At 59.4% G+C, this 18,175-nt stretch carries 19 protein-coding genes; 15 read left to right on the top strand and 4 right to left on the bottom strand.

Annotated features, from left to right (window positions below):
* Positions 1-670 precede the first annotated feature (670 nt).
* The 5 genes from purM (at position 671) to purD (ending at position 5,591) form a co-directional block, all read left to right on the top strand.
* Positions 671-1,714, top strand: a complete 1,044-nt coding sequence (gene purM, locus PM3016_RS33650; protein WP_014372470.1) for a phosphoribosylformylglycinamidine cyclo-ligase — start codon at positions 671-673, stop codon at positions 1,712-1,714.
* Complete coding sequence (gene purN / locus PM3016_RS33645; protein ID WP_014372469.1) at positions 1,711-2,340, top strand: phosphoribosylglycinamide formyltransferase; 630 nt, start codon at positions 1,711-1,713, stop codon at positions 2,338-2,340. The genes purM and purN overlap by 4 nt, the downstream gene beginning before the upstream one ends.
* Entirely contained in the window at positions 2,337-3,524 is a 1,188-nt protein-coding gene (locus PM3016_RS33640) for a phosphoribosylaminoimidazolecarboxamide formyltransferase (RefSeq protein WP_013920970.1), read from the top strand. Before purN ends, PM3016_RS33640 begins: the two co-directional genes overlap by 4 nt.
* A 66-nt stretch (positions 3,525-3,590) precedes the next feature.
* Entirely contained in the window at positions 3,591-4,319 is a 729-nt protein-coding gene (locus PM3016_RS33635; RefSeq protein WP_013920969.1) for an IMP cyclohydrolase, read from the top strand.
* Positions 4,320-4,331: 12 nt separating this feature from the next.
* Positions 4,332-5,591, top strand: coding sequence for a phosphoribosylamine--glycine ligase (gene purD / locus PM3016_RS33630; protein WP_014372468.1), 1,260 nt, complete (start codon positions 4,332-4,334; stop codon positions 5,589-5,591).
* A gap of 515 nt (positions 5,592-6,106) precedes the next feature.
* Here purD and PM3016_RS41010 read toward each other — a convergent pair.
* Complete coding sequence (locus PM3016_RS41010) at positions 6,107-6,238, bottom strand: hypothetical protein (protein WP_013920967.1); 132 nt, start codon at positions 6,236-6,238, stop codon at positions 6,107-6,109.
* Positions 6,239-6,419: 181 nt separating this feature from the next.
* Between PM3016_RS41010 and PM3016_RS33625 the strand changes: the two genes are divergently transcribed.
* Entirely contained in the window at positions 6,420-7,655 is a 1,236-nt protein-coding gene (locus PM3016_RS33625) for a macrolide family glycosyltransferase (RefSeq protein ID WP_014372467.1), read from the top strand.
* Positions 7,656-7,959: 304 nt separating this feature from the next.
* Here PM3016_RS33625 and PM3016_RS33620 read toward each other — a convergent pair whose 3' ends face one another.
* The 3 genes from PM3016_RS33620 to PM3016_RS33610 are packed head-to-tail and all read right to left on the bottom strand — an operon-like array spanning position 7,960 to position 10,885.
* Positions 7,960-8,787: an ABC transporter ATP-binding protein gene (locus PM3016_RS33620; protein ID WP_013920965.1), complete on the bottom strand. Its 828-nt coding sequence runs from the start codon at positions 8,785-8,787 to the stop codon at positions 7,960-7,962.
* Positions 8,788-8,834: 47 nt separating this feature from the next.
* Positions 8,835-9,881 (bottom strand): FecCD family ABC transporter permease, encoded by a 1,047-nt coding sequence (locus PM3016_RS33615; protein ID WP_013920964.1) that lies wholly within the window; start codon positions 9,879-9,881, stop codon positions 8,835-8,837.
* On the bottom strand, positions 9,878-10,885 hold the full coding sequence (locus tag PM3016_RS33610; protein ID WP_014372466.1) for a FecCD family ABC transporter permease: 1,008 nt from the start codon (positions 10,883-10,885) through the stop codon (positions 9,878-9,880). Before PM3016_RS33610 ends, PM3016_RS33615 begins: the two co-directional genes overlap by 4 nt.
* Before the next feature lie 309 nt (positions 10,886-11,194).
* Here PM3016_RS33610 and PM3016_RS33605 point away from each other — a divergent pair, with 309 nt between their 5' ends.
* The 9 genes from PM3016_RS33605 (at position 11,195) to PM3016_RS33565 (ending at position 18,082) form a co-directional block, all read left to right on the top strand.
* A complete protein-coding gene (locus PM3016_RS33605) occupies positions 11,195-12,193 on the top strand; it encodes an ABC transporter substrate-binding protein (RefSeq protein WP_014372465.1) in 999 nt (332 codons plus the stop codon).
* Between the two features lie 238 nt (positions 12,194-12,431).
* Positions 12,432-12,770 (top strand): hypothetical protein, encoded by a 339-nt coding sequence (locus tag PM3016_RS33600; RefSeq protein WP_013920961.1) that lies wholly within the window; start codon positions 12,432-12,434, stop codon positions 12,768-12,770.
* A gap of 190 nt (positions 12,771-12,960) precedes the next feature.
* Positions 12,961-13,392, top strand: coding sequence for an RrF2 family transcriptional regulator (locus PM3016_RS33595; RefSeq protein WP_013920960.1), 432 nt, complete (start codon positions 12,961-12,963; stop codon positions 13,390-13,392).
* A 112-nt stretch (positions 13,393-13,504) separates the two neighbouring features.
* Positions 13,505-13,912 (top strand): hypothetical protein, encoded by a 408-nt coding sequence (locus PM3016_RS33590; RefSeq protein ID WP_013920959.1) that lies wholly within the window; start codon positions 13,505-13,507, stop codon positions 13,910-13,912.
* A gap of 66 nt (positions 13,913-13,978) precedes the next feature.
* Positions 13,979-14,296, top strand: coding sequence for a thioredoxin (gene trxA / locus PM3016_RS33585; RefSeq protein WP_013920958.1), 318 nt, complete (start codon positions 13,979-13,981; stop codon positions 14,294-14,296).
* A 154-nt stretch (positions 14,297-14,450) separates the two neighbouring features.
* Positions 14,451-15,419: a helix-turn-helix transcriptional regulator gene (locus PM3016_RS33580; protein ID WP_014372464.1), complete on the top strand. Its 969-nt coding sequence runs from the start codon at positions 14,451-14,453 to the stop codon at positions 15,417-15,419.
* A gap of 71 nt (positions 15,420-15,490) precedes the next feature.
* Positions 15,491-16,027, top strand: a complete 537-nt coding sequence (locus PM3016_RS33575; protein WP_014372463.1) for a DinB family protein — start codon at positions 15,491-15,493, stop codon at positions 16,025-16,027.
* A 57-nt stretch (positions 16,028-16,084) separates the two neighbouring features.
* Positions 16,085-16,855 carry a dioxygenase family protein gene (locus PM3016_RS33570; protein WP_014372462.1) on the top strand — a complete coding sequence of 257 codons (771 nt, stop codon included), beginning with the start codon at positions 16,085-16,087 and terminating at the stop codon, positions 16,853-16,855.
* Positions 16,856-17,224: 369 nt separating this feature from the next.
* The gene (locus PM3016_RS33565) at positions 17,225-18,082 is read left to right on the top strand and encodes a sugar phosphate isomerase/epimerase family protein (protein WP_013920953.1); all 858 of its coding nucleotides are present in this window, start codon (positions 17,225-17,227) and stop codon (positions 18,080-18,082) included.
* Positions 18,083-18,175: the final 93 nt, after the last annotated feature.

Here is an 18,175-nt window from a genome sequence, read left to right as displayed (position 1 = left end):
GTTCCGCTATTTTGCTGTATGTCCTTCTTGATGGGATAAGCCGGTACACGCGGAAAGTACTTATGAGGGCATCCGAACTGCACAACAGTAGCATCCCAGCCGCGGAAGGCTCGTCCGAACAGCGTGCAAGTAGCGTCCCCCCTACGGAGGGCCCGTCCCAGCAGAACATCAATAATGGTCCATCTGTGGAAGGCTCGTTCGTGGTGCACGACAGTGGCGTCTCAGCCGCGGAAGGCATTCGAGCTGGATGTCAGTGGTGTCTCAACTGAAATAGGCCTGTCGAGCAGCACAACTGTGTGATCCATTCGCGGAAGGCTACCTGGTGATGCGATATAAGTGGTTTCCCAGCCGCGGCTTCATGAGACCCACAGCAGCGGTAAGGGATGCACCGAGTTCAACCAACCTAACAAACCGAGCGGCCGCCGCACAGCGCGGCCGCCTTATCATTAACCAAACGCCGTATTTCGAGGCGTAAATCTTTTGACCCAACTGGCTTGGGCGGGAGGCTCGTATGTTTACCGGAGAGTTTACGTGCCGCCTTTGAACCGGAGTTCTTACCGACAGGTAAGTTCATTAGGAACTCCGGTTCAACAGCGGCCGAAGGCAAATCATACGATGCCGGAGCCCCGCACTAGCCCAGGGGTCAACCATTTCCGGGGAGGAAAACCAAGTGTCCGATGCATATAAACAAGCCGGCGTGGATATCGCGGCAGGCAACGAAGCGGTAGAACGCATGAAGAAACACGTCAAAACCACGTTCCGTCCTGAGGTGCTCACCGAGCTCGGCGGGTTCGGCGGCCTGTTCGGTCTGAACAAAGACAAGTACGAAGAGCCGGTCCTCGTGTCCGGTACGGACGGGGTAGGGACGAAGCTGAAGCTGGCTTTTGCCATGGACAAGCATGACACGATCGGGATCGACGCGGTAGCAATGTGCGTCAACGATATTATCGTGCAGGGCGCGGAACCGCTCTTTTTCCTCGACTACCTGGCCTGCGACAAAGTCATTCCGGAGAAAATCGAAGCGATCGTCAAAGGCATCAGCGACGGCTGCGTACAAGCCGGCTGCGCGCTGATCGGCGGCGAAACGGCGGAGATGCCGGGCATGTACAGCGAAGGCGAGTATGACATCGCTGGCTTCACGGTCGGTATCGTCGACAAGAAGAAAATCATCGACGGTTCCACGATCCGTCCGGGCGACGTCGTCCTGGGCCTGCCGTCGAGCGGCATTCACAGCAACGGCTTCTCGCTGGTCCGCCGCCTGCTGCTGGAGCAGAAGGGCTACAAGCTGGATCAGGCTCTGGAAGCACTCGAAGGCAAGAAGCTCGGCGATGTGCTCATCGAGCCAACTCGGATCTACGTGAAGACGATTCTTTCCCTGCTCGAGAAAGTGCAGATCAAAGGGATGGCCCACATCACGGGGGGCGGCTTCCTGGAGAACATTCCGCGTGTACTGCCGAAGAACGTCAATGCCCACATCCAGTACGGCTCCTGGCCGATTCTGCCGATTTTCCACCTGATGCAGCAGGATGGCTCGATCTCCAACAATGACATGTTCCGTACCTTCAACATGGGCATCGGCATGGTCATCGTCGTCTCCGCCGAAGAAGCGGAAGCGACGCTTGCTGCGGCACGTGAGCTTGGCGAGAGCATCTACCGCCTGGGCGAGATTACAACCGGCGAAGGGATCGTTACCTTCGAAGGAGCGGAAGTATGATTGAACGGCTGCGCATTGCCGTGTTCGCCTCGGGAAGCGGCTCTAACTTCCAGGCGCTGACGGACGCAGTCCAATCCGGGAAGCTCGATGCCGACATCGAGCTTCTCGTCTGTGATAAGCCGGAAGCGCCTGTCGTACAGCGTGCGGAAGCCGCCGGAGTCGAAACGTTCCTCTTCCGCCCGAAGGACTATCCTTCCCGCGAAGCTTATGAGGCTGAGATTCTGGAGCGGCTGCGGGACAAAAAGATCGGGCTCGTCGTGCTCGCAGGGTATATGCGCATTCTGACGCATGTGCTCGTCGACGCCTACTGGGGCCGCATGATCAACGTGCATCCGTCGCTGCTGCCTTCTTTTCCGGGACTGCATGCGGTCCGGCAGGCCTTGAACCACGGGGTGAAAATTACCGGAGTGACGGTCCATATCGTGGACGGAGGACTCGACAGCGGTCCGATTCTGGCCCAGCGGGCGCTTGTGATCGGTCCGGAGGATACGGAAGAGACCTTGGCCGAACGCATTCATGAGATCGAACACGAGCTGTATCCTCAGGTCGTCCAGGCGATCGCGGACGGCAGCATCAAGCTAGACGATATCGCAACGAGCAAAGAGAAGGATGGGATGAAATCATGAGCCAGACCACGAATCAGAAACATGAAATCGAGCTTCGCTACGGGATGAACCCGCATCAGAAGCAGGCGAAGCTGATCAGCGAAGGCAATCTGCCGATCACCGTCGTGAACGGCGACCCGGGCTTCATCAACCTCCTGGATGCCCTGAACGGCTTCCAGCTGGCACGTGAGCTGCGCCGTGCAACAGGCCTTCCGGCTGCTGCATCGTTCAAGCACGTGTCCCCAGCCGGTGCTGCGGTTGCTGCGCCCCTGACCCCTGAGCTCGCGAAGGCTTACTTCGTGGAAGGCCTTGAGCTGTCCCCTCTGGCAACGGCGTATGCCCGCGCCCGCGGAGCGGACCGCATGTCTTCTTTCGGCGATGCCGTGGCCCTCAGCGACGTCGTGGACGCTTCCACTGCCCTGCTGCTGAAGCGTGAAGTATCTGACCTCGTGGTGGCTCCAGGCTACACGCCGGAAGCCCTCGAGATCCTCAAGGCGAAGAAGAACGGTGGCTACCTCATGCTGCAGATCGATCCGGAGTATGTGCCGAATCCGGTGGAGACGCGCACGCTGTTCGGCCTGACGCTGCAGCAGGAGCGCAACGATGCGGTGATTGATGCTTCCGCGCTGGAGCGTATTGTAACCGAGAATAAGGATCTGCCTGACAATGCGAAGCGGGATCTGCTCATTGCCCTCGTGACGCTCAAATACACGCAGTCGAACTCCATCTGCTACACCCTGGACGGCCAGACGATCGGGATCGGTGCCGGCCAGCAGTCCCGGATTCACTGCACACGCCTGGCGGGTGACAAAGCGGACCGCTGGTACCTCCGCCAGCACCCGACGGCGCTGAATATGAAGTTCCGCCAAGGCCTCTCCCGCGCCGAGCAGAACAATGCCATCGACCTGTGGCTCGAAGAGGAGCTGACACCGGTGGAGCAGGCGGCTTGGGAAGCGGCTTTCGAGGAAGTGCCTGCCCGTCTGACCCGCGAAGAGAAGCGCGAATGGCTCAAAGGACTGCAAGGCGTATCTTACGGCTCCGACGCCTTCCTGCCGTTCCGTGATAACCTTGACCGTGCCAGCCGCAGCGGCGTGAAATACGTCGTTCAGGCGGGTAGCTCCATGCGTGATGAGGAAGTCGTAAAGGCCGCCAATGATTACGGCATGGTGATGTGCTACTCCGGCGTCCGTTTGTTCCACCACTAGAACCTTGATGCGGTGCCGAGCCGCATGCGGGGAATCGTTTTGACTGACCATTAGGAGGAGAAAGCCGTGACGACAAGAGCCGCACAAGCGGAACGCTATTTGAACAGCCTGAAGGAGAACGTCTATCCGGGACGGGGCATCGTGATCGGGCAGACGCCGGACGGCAGCAAGCTGGTCCAGGTGTACTGGATCATGGGCCGCAGCGAGAATAGCCGCAACCGGGTGTTCATCCAGGAGGACAACGGCTTCCTGCGCACCGAGGCCAAAGATCCGGCGAAGCTGACCGATCCTTCCCTGATCATCTACTACCCGGTGAAGCACCTGGGCGGAGCCCATATCGTAACGAACGGTGACCAGACCGATACGATTCACGAGGCACTGCAGCAGGGCGGCACGTTCGAGTCCGCGCTGGCTTCCCGTACGTACGAGCCGGACGCGCCGAACTTCACGCCGCGCATCAGCGGTCTGGTGGACCTGGCGGACGAGCAGTTCGCATACAAGCTGTCCATCTTGAAGTCGAGCGGCAACACGGAAGATCAGACGCTGCGCTACACGTTCACTTATGAGAAGGCGCTGCCGGGCTACGGCCACTGCATCCATACGTATGCGGGCGACGGCAATCCGCTGCCTTCGTTCCAGGGCGAGCCTCAGCTGGTGCCTCTGGCAAACGACGCGCAGACCATCGCTGAGACGTACTGGAACGCGCTCAATGAGGAGAACCGGATCTCGCTGCTCGTGAAGACCATCTCCCTCGAGACGGCGGAAGCCGAGCTGCTCGTTATCAATAAGGAATAGGGGGCACGCAACGTGCGGGTATTGGTTGTAGGCGGCGGTGGCCGCGAGCATGCAATTTGCTGGGCGCTGAAGAAGAGCCCGAAAGTACAGGAGCTGTACTGCGCTCCGGGGAACGGGGGCATTGCTTCGGTAGCGGAGTGCGTGCCGATCGGGGTGCACCAGTTCGAAGAAATCGGGCAGTTTGCCCTCGACAAGAACATCGATCTCGTGGTGATCGGCCCGGATGATCCGCTGGCTGCAGGGATCGTCGATCATCTGGAGCGCAAGAATCTCAAGGTGTTCGGTCCCCGCGAGAATGCGGCGATTATCGAAGGCAGCAAGGTCTTCACGAAGCAGCTGCTCAAAAAATACAGCATCCCTACGGCGGCTTACGAGTCGTTCGAGCAGTATGATGCGGCTGCAGCGTATCTGGATCAGCTCAAGGCGCCTTACGTCATCAAAGCGGACGGCCTTGCGGCAGGGAAGGGCGTCATTATCGCCCAGTCGAAGGAAGAAGCCGAGACGGCGCTGAGGGAGATCATGGTCGACAAGATCTTCGGCGAGTCCGGCAACCAGGTGGTCATCGAGGAGTTCCTGACGGGACAGGAGATGTCGATCCTGGCATTCGTCGATGGGGAGACCGTGAAGCCGATGACCCCGGCGCAGGATCACAAACCGGTGTTCGACGGCGACAAAGGTCCGAATACGGGCGGCATGGGAACCTACACGCCGCTTCCGCATATCCCGCAGTCGATCATCGACGAAGCGATCGAGACGATCGTCAAGCCTACGGCGAAGGCCATGGTCTCCGAGGGGCGTCCGTTCCGCGGTGTTCTGTTCGCAGGCCTCATGATCACACCGGATGGTCCGAAGACGATCGAGTTCAACGCCCGCTTCGGCGATCCGGAGACGCAGGTTGTCCTGCCGAGGCTGCAGACCGATCTGCTCGAGATCTTCCTGGCGACCGTAGAGGGGCGCCTGGAGGAGATCGACATCCAGTGGAGCGACGAGGCGGCGGTCTGCGTCATTCTCGCTTCGGAAGGCTATCCGGGCAGCTACCCGAAAGGACTGCCGATCGAAGGGCTTGAGAGCGTGCAGGATGCCATCGTGTTCCACGCCGGAACGGCCATCAAGGACGGTGCCGTCGTCACGAACGGCGGACGGGTGCTTGGCGTCACGGCACTGGGCCGCGACATTGCCGAAGCCCGCAGCAAGGCTTATGCGGCTGCAGACGGCATTCACTTCGCAGGCAAGCATAACCGTACGGATATTGCCAAGAAAGCATTGGTGTAACAGAAGAGCCGGTTAGGCGGAGACGGGGAACCCCCGTACTCTGTCGGCCGGCTTTTTTGCGTATAAGGGGGGGGCTAGTCGGCTGCAAGGGAAGAACGTGAGGGTGAGTGAGGTAAGGAAGGCTAGGCTAAGGAGAGCCAGAGTCGCTGTAGAGGCCTGAGTCAAACTCGACCGTGTGAGCAGGTTATCGGACGGTGTAAACAGAAGAGCCGGTTAGGCGGAGACTGACGGGAACCTCGTACTCTGTCGGCCGGGTTTTTGGCGCTTATAAGGCAAGTCGGCTGCAAGGAAGTGAACGAATGGGCGGAGGGTAAGGGAAAAAGCAGAGGATAGTCCAGAGGCATTGGAGAGGCCAAGAGTCAGGGATCTTGAGGGCAGGCTCATCAGATCAGTAGTGTCCCTAGCTCACGCAAGCGAAAATACAGGGCAGCCAATACATGTCTGCATGGCGTTTAGTGCACAGGGATTCGAATGTTCCATCTCTAGTGGGTCCGCTTTACAGCCCCCGAGGTCTTTTATTTACGGCCGCTGCCTTTGACGACAATCTTGTCCCATTTCCGGTATACCGAGTATCCTGCCAGGATCATACCCAGCACAAGAATGCCGGATAACCAATAGTGCTGTACATAGTAAGCGAACGTGCGCATCACGAATTTCCTCAGCTTTCTCGTGTAATCGATGATACGGGAGTATCAGGGGATTTACCTTATGTTTTCCAGCGGGGGAGGGAACCATACTCGGCTTTACGTCATAAGGGCAGGCTGGAGGAGAATTTGACGGCTGGAATGAGCAGGTATAATATGGAAAAGGAGGGAGAGTGAAGAAACCATGGCTCATGTATTGATGATCAATCTGCCGGCGGAAGGTCACGTCAATCCAACGGTAGGCCTCGTTAAGGAACTGACGGCACGAGGCGAACGGGTAACCTATTACTGCACCGAGGATTTCAAGGAAAGGCTCGAAGGAGCGGGCGCCGTTGTCCGGACTTACAAGAATTATCATCAGGAGCTGATGGGAGCGGGCCGGCCTGGAGCCGAAGGTTTCGATGCAAGACAGATGATGAATTTCATGCTGCATGGTGCGGAACTGATGGTGAAGGGGATTCTTCCCGAAGTACGCCAAGAATCTTACGATTACGTTATCTATGACAGCATGTGCGTGGCCGGCTGGATCATAGCCGATATACTGGGACTGCCGAAGGTGTGCTCCAGCACGACCTTCATGATTGGAGAGGAAATGCAGGAGCGGATGCCTGCGCTGATGAAGGAACGGTTCCAGCCGGACCGAGATTCGGAGCTGTATCTGAAGAGTCAGGAGCCGGTAAAGCGGATGGAACAGGAATACGGACTGGATCTCAGCTCTCTGCAAAGCGTGCCGGGCATCGTCTCGCATCCGGGTGACCTGTCGGTGGTGTTCACCTCCCGTATGTTTCAAATTGCGGGCGAGCGTTTTGACGATACGCACCGGTTTGTCGGTCCATCGATTGCCAAGCGGGCGGACAGCGGTGATTTTCCGTTCGACGAGCTCGAGGGCCATACCGTCATCTATATTTCGCTCGGCACCGTATTCAATGAAATGAAAGGCTTCTACCAGGCCTGCTTCGACGCCTTCCGGGATGCGGAGGCGAAGGTGGTGCTGTCGGTTGGGCGTAAAATCAACCTGGAAGAGCTGCCGGAGCCGCCGGCCAACTTCATCGTCCGTCCTTATGTGCCTCAACTGGAGGTGCTGCAGCATGCCGATGTGTTCTTCACCCACGGCGGGATGAACAGTACAAGCGAAGGGCTGTATTATGGGGTGCCGCTGGCTGTCCTTCCCGTATCCGCCGATCAGCCGATGGTCGCCGGACGTGTGGCTGAGTTCGGTGCGGGGATCGCCCTCGATCACAGCAAGGTAACTCCGGAACTGCTGCGGGAGACGGCGGAGAAGCTGTTGGGAGAGGCTTCGTACAAGGAGAAAGCGGAGCAGATTGCAGCTTCCTTCCGGGAGGCGGGCGGCGCTTCGAGAGCGGCGGAGGACATCCTGTCGTGGAGCCGGACGCTGCAGCCGCAGGTGCCTCAGGGATAACGAGCGGTCGCTGTACCCCGAGGAAGTGAAAAGGCGGCGGTGGAGCATCTAAGGCAGACGAGTGGCACCGTCCCCGGACACGCACCGGAGAGTCGGAACTACTTGCAAGCGGTCAATCAGGGGCATGAAAGTCAGCGTCCGCCTCGCGGCCGGGCTAAACGAAATGGATGCTGTCCGCCGGATTCTGCCATCATGGGGATTGCAGCGGCAGGCCAAGCGAATCAAAGCCCTAAATAGAAAGGTGCTCCTCTGGAAAAGAGGAGCACCTTTTTGGGATGACGGGAGTCTATGGAATGAGCTTCCCTTAGAGGGCCACGGGTCTTACCGGCAGCTTGCCTGCTGCAGGCCGTTTGCCTTTGCCGACAGGGACGATCATCGGCGTGCCGAACAGCGGGTCCTCGATGACCTTGCTCTCGAGATCGAACACATCCTTGATGAGCTTCTCGTTCACGATATCCTCGGGACGTCCTTCGGCCCACACCTTGCGGTCTTTGATCGCGACGATATTGTCGGCGTACCGGCAGGCCAGGTTGATGTCGTGAAGGACCATCACGATCGTGCGCTGCTCCCGCTCATTGAGTTCATACAGCAGGTCGAGCACTTCGATCTGATGCGCAAGGTCGAGATAGGTCGTCGGCTCGTCAAGCAGGATCGTCGGTGTGCCCTGGGCCAGGGTCATGGCGATCCATGCACGCTGGCGCTGACCGCCGGACAGGGAATCGACGGTTCTCTCCGCGAGCGGAGCCATGTTCGTCAGCTCGAGAGCCCGCTGGACCATCGTTTCGTCTTCCTTGCTCCACTGCTGGAGCCAGTTCTGGTACGGATAACGGCCCTGCTTCACAAGCTGCAGCACCGTCAGTCCATCCGGAGCGGCAGGCCCCTGAGGGAGCATGGCCATCCGGCGGGCGATCTCCTTGGTCGACATGCGCGAAATCTCATTGCCGTCGAGGACGATGGAGCCCTTCTGGGGCTTAAGCAGCCTTGCGAGCGAGCGAAGCAGGGTCGATTTGCCGCAGCCGTTGCTGCCGATGAACACGGTCACTTTACCCTTTGGGATCCGGATGCTGAGCTCCTGGAAGATGCAGGTCTCGCCGTAACACAAGCAAAGGTCTTTGGATTGAATGGCGGTCATGGGTATCTCTCCTTGGTATCTGCAAGGCTGCAGGGTGATGTGATCGGTTACCGGTTCCGGCTGCGGTAGAGCAGGTAGACAAAGAACGGCGCGCCGATCGCGGCGGTGAAGACGCCGGCCGGAATATCAAGCGGCGAGAACGCTGTGCGCCCGACGAGATCGGCGCCGAGCAGGATCAGGGCCCCGAGCAGGGCGGAGACCGGCAGCAGCGCGCCGAAGCTTGGACCTACAAGCTTACGGGCCATGTGCGGCGCCATCAGCCCGATGAAGGTGATCGCGCCGCCGAAGGCGCCGGCCGCACCGGCCAGGGCCACGCTGAACAGCAGGAGCAGCAGGCGCTGGCGCTGGACGGCGCTGCCTACGCTGAGGGCGATCTCTTCGCCGAGCTCCTGGATATTGATGTGCCGCGAGTAGAGCAGCACCAGCGGCAGCAGGACGACAACATAGGGGAGGAGGATCAACACGTCCTTCTCCCAGGATACGCCGTAGATGCTTCCGGTCATGAACGTCAGCGCTTTGTTCGCCACGACGACCGGACCGGTCAGCATCATCATGTGGGATAGCGAGCTCATGGCGGCCGAGAAACCGATGCCGATGAGCACGAGACGCAGCGGTGTAACGCCGTTCTTCCATGACAGGCCGTAGACAAGGACCATAGCCAGGAAGGCGCCGGCAATCGCGGCCACCGGCAGCCAGGCGATGCTGACCCGCTCGGTCAGAAAGAAGAAGAATGAGACGGCACCGAGCGTAGCCCCGCCCGTGACACCGATCGTATCGGGCGACGCCAGCGGGTTGCGGACCACGCCCTGCAGAATCGCTCCCGATACGGCGAGCGCGGCGCCGATCAGCACGCCGATCACGATGCGCGGCAGGCGCAGGGAGCGGACGATCGTCTCGCTCGCATCCGTTCCCGTGCCGAGGATCGCGCGGATGACCTCGGCCGGCGGGATGAAGACACTGCCGATACCCGTGCAGAGTACGACGGCGGCGAGCAGGGCGATCAGCAGCAGTACGGTGATGAGCACGGCCCTGCGGCTGATCAGGAACGAGTAAGCACTGCCCCGGAGGGTCATGTAGCGGCTTTTGCGGTTCATCGGAGCTGGCCTCCCTTCCGTGCGATGTACACGAAGAAAGGCACGCCGATGATCGCCGTGGTTACGCCGACATGCACTTCCTTCGGCATGGCGATGAAGCGGGCGCCGACATCCGCGCCGGTCAGCAGAAGCGCGCCAAACACGGCGCAGTAGGGCAGCACCCAGCGGTGGTCGATGCCGACGACGAAGCGCACGATGTGCGGCACGATAATGCCCACGAAGACGATCGGCCCGGCCACGGCGACCGAGCCGCCGGCGAGCAGAACGATCACCAGCGCCGTCAGCGCCTTGATCAGGATTGTCCGTTGGCCGAGGCCCTTGGCGACATCCTCGCCCATCGACAGGACGTTGATGTGTGAGGCCAGCAGCAGGGCGCCGACCATCGCGGCCGCCATATAAGGCAGGACGGAGTGAAGCATCTCCATGGTGCGGCCGGCCACGGAGCCGACGAGCCAGAAGAGCACCTGGTCGAACGCTTTGCCGCTGCCGAGCAGCAGACCCTGAGTCAGCGACGCGAAGAAGGCCGAGATGGCCGAGCCGGCCAGCGTGATCTTCATCGGCGTCAGCCCGTCGCGTCCGATGGAGCCGAGCACATACACGGCCAGCGAGCTGATGGCCGCCCCTGCGAAGGCGATCCAGACAAACTCGGACAGCGATGAGGCGTTCCATACGGTAACGGACAGGACGATCGCAAACGCGGCTCCCGCGTTGACGCCGAAGACGCTTGGCGACGCCAGCGGGTTGCGGGTAATCGCCTGCATCAGCGCGCCGGCGACGGCCAGCGAAGCTCCGACGGCCGCCGCAATCAGGGCACGGGGCATCCGAGCCGTCGTGATGATAAGATGCTCGTTGGAACCGTCGAAGCGGCTGTAGGCCGAGACGATCTGTTCCCAGCTGTACGTCTGGATGCCGAACATGACGCTGGAGAGCATAACGAGCGCCAGGACAATGGCTGAGACGAGAAGCCAGGTGACTTTGAAGGCAAGAGAACGTTCGTTGTGCATAGGGATGGACAGCCTGCTTTCCTGCGGATCACATTAGATGAAGAAATAAATGCAAAGTAGGGAACGGAGCCCATAGGTACGCCCCGTTAACCATTTCGATAATTAATGAAACAAACTCTTTTCTCATTGTATGAGAACCGTTATCATGTGTCAATGAATTTGAGAATCATTATCAAAAAAAGGTTGACAAGCCGAATGGGAGCCTTTACTATGAACGAAGTAAATGATAACCGTTATCAACCGCCGGCAGAGCCTACAGACAGAGAAATCAGCCGGACACTGTTTATTTACGACATCAGGAGGTCACTTATGCAACGTTTTACAGGAATGATCGGCAAAAAATCTTCACTGCTCCTCGCCCTCGTCATGATGCTGTCCGTCTTTCTGACGGCATGCGGATCGAAACCGGCCGAGCAGGCCGCACCAAGCACAGCCGGAGGTACGGAAAACAAGACGGCTGCGGAAGGCCCGCGTAAAATCAAGCACGTCATGGGGGAAACCGAAGTTCCGGCCGCTCCGAAGCGCGTCGTGATCCTGACCAATGAAGGCACGGAAGCCCTGCTCTCCCTCGGGATCAAGCCGGTAGGTGCCGTCAAGTCCTGGACAGGTAGCCCATGGTATGATCATATCAAGTCCGAGATGGAAGGCGTAACGGTAGTAGGGGAAGAGAGCCAGCCGAACCTCGAGCTGATCGCATCCCTGAAGCCGGACCTCATCATCGGGAACAAGATGCGCCAAGAGAAAGTGTACGACCAGCTGAAGGCTATTGCTCCAACCGTCTTCTCCGAAACGCTCCGCGGCGAGTGGAAGAACAACTACCGCCTCTATGCGGAAACGGTAGGCAAGAAGGATGAAGGCGAGAAGGTGATCGCCGATTTCGACAAGCGGATCGCCGACATCAAGGCGAAGGCGGGCGACAAGCTGAACCAGAAGGTATCCGTAGTCCGCTTCATGGCCGGCAAGACGAGAATCTACCTGCAGGATACGTTCACGGGTATTATTTTCAACCAACTCGGCATCAAGCGCCCGGAGAACAAGTACAAGGATACGTTCGTAGAGGAAATCACAAAGGAGCGTCTGCCTGAAGTGGATGCCGACATGCTCTTCTACTTCACGTACGAAACCGGGGACAACAAAGCCAGCCAGCAGGAGCAGGATTGGCTGAACGATGCGCTCTGGAAGAACCTGAACGTGGTGAAGGCAGGCAAAGTGCACAAAGTCAATGACGCCATCTGGAATACGGCGGGCGGTGTCAAAGCAGCCAACCTGTTGCTCGATGACCTCGCCAAGATTTATGAAATTAAATAAATCTTTACGGGCATAAAATACAAGAACCCTCTTCTCCGGAACGCCGGAGAGAGGGTTTTTGTGTTCCCTATAGGCAGCCGGATGGTACCGTACTGTGTACGTCTCCAGAGCAGGAATGGCCGTGTGACCGGCCTGAATTGTGCCGGGGCTCCATGCATAAGGAAAGGAAGCTTAATGCAAAATAGGATGGGTCCAAACCGGGCTGAACTCAAACTTTCCTTAGGAGGTTTACCATTCCATGTACAACCTGACTTCGCAGCTCAACCAGTGCCAGCAAACGATCCAGCAGCTTATGCAGCAAACGCAGCTGGCCAGCGCAGAGTATCAAAGAATGCTGCAGCAGGAGCAGCAGAATGCCCAGCAGCTGGAGCTTCTCGCTCAGCGTGAGCGTCAAGCGGTGCGTGTCATCCAAACGGCGCTGCAGGGTCATCAAGTGGCTATGCAGCAGATGCAGCAGGTAGCTCAAGCTTGTGCCCGCATTGAGCAGAACCTGGCACAGCTGAACACGGTGAATGCGGGTATCTTCGCGCAGCAGCCTCAAAACCAGTTCTACCGCAGCAGCTCCCTGTATCAATAATGATGGCCGGCCTTCGCCGCCCGGATCTATCTAAGGCCGGTCTCCCTGCATAGGGGGCCGGTCTTTTGAAAATATCAGAATGGAACTCTCACCAGGGCTAAATCCCCCTGGAAGAAAAGGGCGGAGGATGTCTTGACAAATCTTACTGTAATAAATATAATTACAGTACAGGGATAAGGGAGGGCAAACGTTGAACAGCGAATTCACGATTGCGGTACACAGTCTCGTACTTCTCGCCTACCGGCCGGATCACATGGCTACCAGCGATGTCATCGCCCACAATGTCTGCACGCACCCCGCCCGGGTACGCAAGGTCATGGCCTGCCTGAAGAAGAGAGGCTATGTGGCGACGAAGGAAGGCAGCGGAGGGGGATTCATTCTCAGCTGTAATCCGGACGAAGTAACCCTGGCCGAGATTTACCGGGTTACCTCCATCGGCTCGATCAAGCCGTCATGGTGCTCCGGCAGTGTGGAGGAAGAGTGCTTGATCGCCTGCAACATCTCGGGCGTCATGGACGGCATCTTCACGGAAGCGGAGGAAGGCATGCTGCAGTACCTGGAGCGTCTAACGCTGCGCGAGGTGCTCGACCGGTTGAAGACCGCCCAGCGGGAGAAGCGCTAAGGTGCTTCTTTTTCTCTCCCCAAACTGTTACTAATAATGTTTCAGTACTCTCCTGTAGGTTAATTATGTAAAAAGCGGTTAAGTATATAAAAAGAGGAGAGGGTGACCGAAGATGACGGCTTATAATCCGATGCTGCTGCAAGAAGGGGATTGGGTGAGCGGAACGACCTTACAGGACGAGCGTTTCATTGGGTATATCGAATCGATGAACGATGACGGGAGAATCCGGGTGCGCTTGACACAGTGCGACCGCACGGAGCGGGTAGGGACGCTGGCGGAAGCCAGACCGTTCAAGCTGATGAAGCTGCCGGACGACCTGCTGTCGGATGTGGAGGCGCTGCGCGGACTGATCGAAGTGGCGCTGATCACACGCGACCGCGAGTGGTTCAAGGAGCTCAGCGAGCGCAAGTCGGCGGCCGAAGCCGCATGGCCGAGCCATGCGAACGGTACGGGAACTCCGGGGTCCGCATCCGGCCTCTCTCCCTTCCGCAGACGCTTCAACCCCGGATTCCTGCGGTAGAATGCCCCTCCGGCAGCCGCCAGCGAATCCTTGAGTCTCTTATATATAGGAGGAGTGAGTGTAATCATGTCTATCGTATCCATTACCAAAGAAGAGCAGTTCGAGTCGGCCATCGCACAGGGGGTAGTTCTCGTGGACTTCTGGGCGCCGTGGTGCGGACCGTGCAAAATGATCGCTCCCGTGCTGGAAGAGCTCGGCGGAAAGCTTGGCGATACGCTCTCCATCGTGAAGGTCAACGTGGATGACAATCCCGACACGGCCGGCAAATACGGCATCATGAGCATCCCGACCCTGAAGCTGTTCAAAGACGGCCGGGAAGTGGGGACGCAGGTGGGATTCGTGCCGCTGGCCCAGCTGGAAGCCTGGGTTCGCGAGCAGCTGTAACCTATGGCAGCATGTGTTCAAAGAGAAAGATCCGGAAGGAGGCCCGAACCTGGGGACTTCGGTACCGGATCTTTTTTTGCTGTGCGGGGAAGGAAGAGTCGGAGCATCTATGGAATAGTCTAACTATAACCAAGATCGGGAGGGGGGAACGCCCATGAACCGGACCGACCGGTTAATGGCGATGCTGCTGGAGCTGCAGAAGCGGCGCCGGGTACGGGCCGAGGACCTGGCCGAGCTGTTCGAAACCAGTGTCCGGACCGTATACCGGGATATGCAGGCCCTGAGCGAAGCGGGAGTGCCGGTGGTGGCTGTGCCGGGCCTCGGCTACTCCCTGATGGAAGGCTATTTCCTGCCGCCGCTATCCTTCCGGGCCGAGGAAGCGGCAACCCTGCTCCTCGGAAGCGATGCGGTTCTGCGGCTGCTGGGAGAGGTCTACCGGGAAGCCGGGCAGGCCGCCCGGGCCAAGCTGGAAGCCGTGCTGCCCGCGGAGGTCCGCGAGGAGTTCGAAGCCGTACGGGGCAGGCTGCGCTTCCGGTGGCTTCCTCAGACGGAAGAGAAGCTGGACCAGCTCAATCTGGCTGTCCGGGAGGAACGGGCCGTCCGCTTCCGGTATACCGGAAGGGCGCGGCTGCAGGAAGGAAGAAACGGGCCGGGCGAGCTGCGGGAGGTGGAGCCTTATGGGCTCGTCCATTCGCAGGGCAGCTGGTATCTCATCGGTCACTGTCTGCTGCGCGGCGGGCTGAGGCAGTTCCGTCTGGAGCGGATGGAGGAGCTGCAGATGACCGGCCGGACGTTCGCCCGTCCGGCGGACTTCGATCTTCAGCGGTATACCCCGTCCGGTGACCGGCCGGTCCAAGTCGTGGTCCGGCTGTCGGGCGAAGCGGCTGCACGCTATAAGGAATCTCCGAGCTTCTTCTATGTCACGCATGTGCTGGAGGAGCCGGATACCGGAACCCTGCTGCTTACGCTGCAGGTACGCTATGAGCTTGAAATTCTCCCGTGGCTGCTTGGCTGGGGAGCGGGAGCGGTCGTGCTGGAGCCGCCGAGCCTCGGCAGGCGGGTGGCCGAAGAGGCACATAGGATGTTCAGCTTGTACGAGAGCCCTGCGAACTTCCTGACATAAGGCTGTCAGGAGCGCTCTGGTATGCTGGGTTTCGTAGACTCATCCGAAGCCCATAAGAAGGAGAATGAACCATGAGCGAAACGAACCGCATTCTGAAGGACCTTGAACTCTTGATCGGACAGTATGAGGAAGCCCTCGGCCGCTATACCCCCGAGCAGCTGCACCGGCAGCCATCCCCTGAGGCCTGGTCGGTCGGTCAGGTCTATACGCACCTGCTCAATACGGCCTTTCATATGCAGATGAGAGCCATAACGGCCTGCCGGAACGGAGAAGGCCAGCCGGAGGGAAGCAAGAGCGAAGCGGGAGAAGCGGTCTTCCGTCTGGGCGCCTTCCCGCCGATCAAAATCGCCGTGCCTCCGACGGACGCGTACACGCCGCCCAATACCGAAGAGGCGGATTCGCTGCGTGCCCGTCTGGAGAAGCTGAGGGGAGAGTGCCGCGAGGTTGAGGCGCAGCTCGCGGCCATCCCGGCAGACCGCCGCGTTCCCCATCCGCGGCTGGGGGCGATGAATGCCGTAGAATGGTTCGCCCTGATCGAAATGCACTTCCGTCACCACCTCCGGCAGCAGCGGGAACTGGACTCCTTCCTCGGCCTCGAGAGCGCCTAAGCTCCGGCTGCGGTCCCGCTCCGGAGGAAGCACCGACAACCGAAAGGAGTGGGAGGCATGTATCCGACCCTGTTTTTGGCTCACGGCACCCCGCTGCTCGCAGCCGAGGACCTGCCTTACACGCGGTTCCTCCGCAACCTCGGCAGGCATCTGCCGAGACCGGAGGGCATCGTAGTCGTCAGCGCCCATTGGGAAAGTCCGCTTCAGCTGATTTCGGGCGCATCGCGCCACGAGACGCTGCATGACTTCTTCGGCTACCCGGAAGAGGCGTATGCCGTCACCTACCCGGGGCAGGGCGATATCCTGCTCAGTCTGCAGATCCGGAAGGAGCTCGCAGCCGAAGGGATCGCCTCGGAGATCGACGATGCCCGCGGGCTCGACCACGGCGTCTGGTCGCTCCTTCACTGGATGTACCCGGCCGCGGACATTCCCGTCGTGGCCCTGTCGGTTCATCCGAGGCTGGCGCCGGAGGAACCGTACCGGATTGGCCAGGCGCTGCACGCTCTCCGGGACAAGGGTATCCTTGTCATCGGCAGCGGAGGGACCGTACATAATCCCCCGCTGCTGCAGTGGGATTCCTCCATGGTGGACCGCTGGGCCCTGGAGTTCGACGAATGGCTCGGAGAGCGGATCGGCGTCTGGGATCTGGAAGCCCTGTTCGACTACGAGAACCGGGCGCCTCATGCCAAGCTTGCCGCCCCGACGCGGGAGCATCTCTATCCGCTCTTCCTGGCAATGGGGCTGGCTGACCGGAAGCGCAAGGCCAGGCTGCTGCACCAGGAGTACCAGTACGGCTCGCTGAGCCTGACGGGTTGGATGTTCGGGTAGCCGCGGAGAGCTCGTGTGGATGAACGAAAATGGTGTGACGTGCGTGAATGGGCCTGCCGAAGGTGGAAGCTTCGGCAGGCTTTTTGTATCTATCCCAAAAGATTACTCGCCTTTAGCTCGTTTCTATTTAGCTGGCTCAACAGTCGGGCCGTCCTTCATGGAAGACAAGGCCGTTCAATCCCGCTGTGCGGGAGAGGTACAGGCTGTGTGATGGAACAGCAGACAGTTAGGGGCAGCTTCGATTGCAGTTAAATGATGTTCACGTGAACATTCGTGGTAGTCAGGCATCCGGCGGCCTGTTATAATCCGGGTAACAAGCTGCAGCTGCAGCATCACCCATCCATCGGATCTGGGATCGGAGGAACCCGTATGAAATTGTCCGTATTCACCGTCGTTACCCCGGACCTGACGCCGGAAGAGCTGGCGCAGGCCGCGAAGGAAGCGGGGATCGAAGGCATCGAGTGGCGGTATAAGGAGATTCCTGCGGAGGCGCAGGAGGAGCCGCCTTCGTTTTGGCGCCGCAATCTCTGCTCCATTGATCCCCGGAGCACGGAAGAGGAGCTCGACCGGTTCGCGAAGGCCGCATCCGGGCACGGGCTGCGGAGCCTCTCCGTCATGCCTTATTTGACCCCCGGAGATCTCGAAGGGACGGAGAAGGCCATGAAGGCCGCTAAGCGGCTGGGGGCTTCCGCGATCCGCGTCGGCGTACCGGGATATGACCGCACGAAAAATTACAATGAGCTTTATGAAGAGGAGATCGCCTATCTGCACGGGGTGGAGGAGCTGGCACGCCGCTACAAGGTGAAGGGCCTGGTGGAAACGCACCACCGCACCATCGCGCCCAGCGCAGGACTGACCCATCGTCTCGTATCCCGGTTCGACCCGGCCGCCGTCGGGGTCCTGTACGATCCCGGCAATATGATTCATGAAGGCTATGAGAACTTCCGCCTCGGTCTGGAGCTGCTTGGGCCGTACCTCGCTCACGTCCATGTCAAGAACACCGGGTGGAAGCCGGAGAGCCGGCGGGAGAACGGGAAGCGGGAATGGAGCTCTTACTGGGAGCCGGTGAGCGGGGGGATCGTCGACTGGAAGCAGGTGCTTGCCGATCTGGCGGCGGTAGGCTATGACGGCTACCTGGGTCTGGAAGACTTCAGCGGAACGTTCGGATCAAGGGAGCTGCTGCAGGTATACGCACAGGACATGAAGGAACTGCTGGCCGGTCTCTGAACCGGGCGCAGCCGAATTTGCATATTCGGTAACAAAACCACGGCGTTATCCGTTTAAAAGAGGGATAGCGCTTTTTGGGCATCCGTACTTCTA

The organism is Paenibacillus mucilaginosus 3016 (assembly GCF_000250655.1).
Taxonomy (GTDB): Bacteria; Bacillota; Bacilli; order Paenibacillales; family NBRC-103111; genus Paenibacillus_G; species Paenibacillus_G mucilaginosus.
Note: the sequence above shows the minus strand (reverse complement) of the source record. Positions and strands in the feature narration are given on the sequence as shown.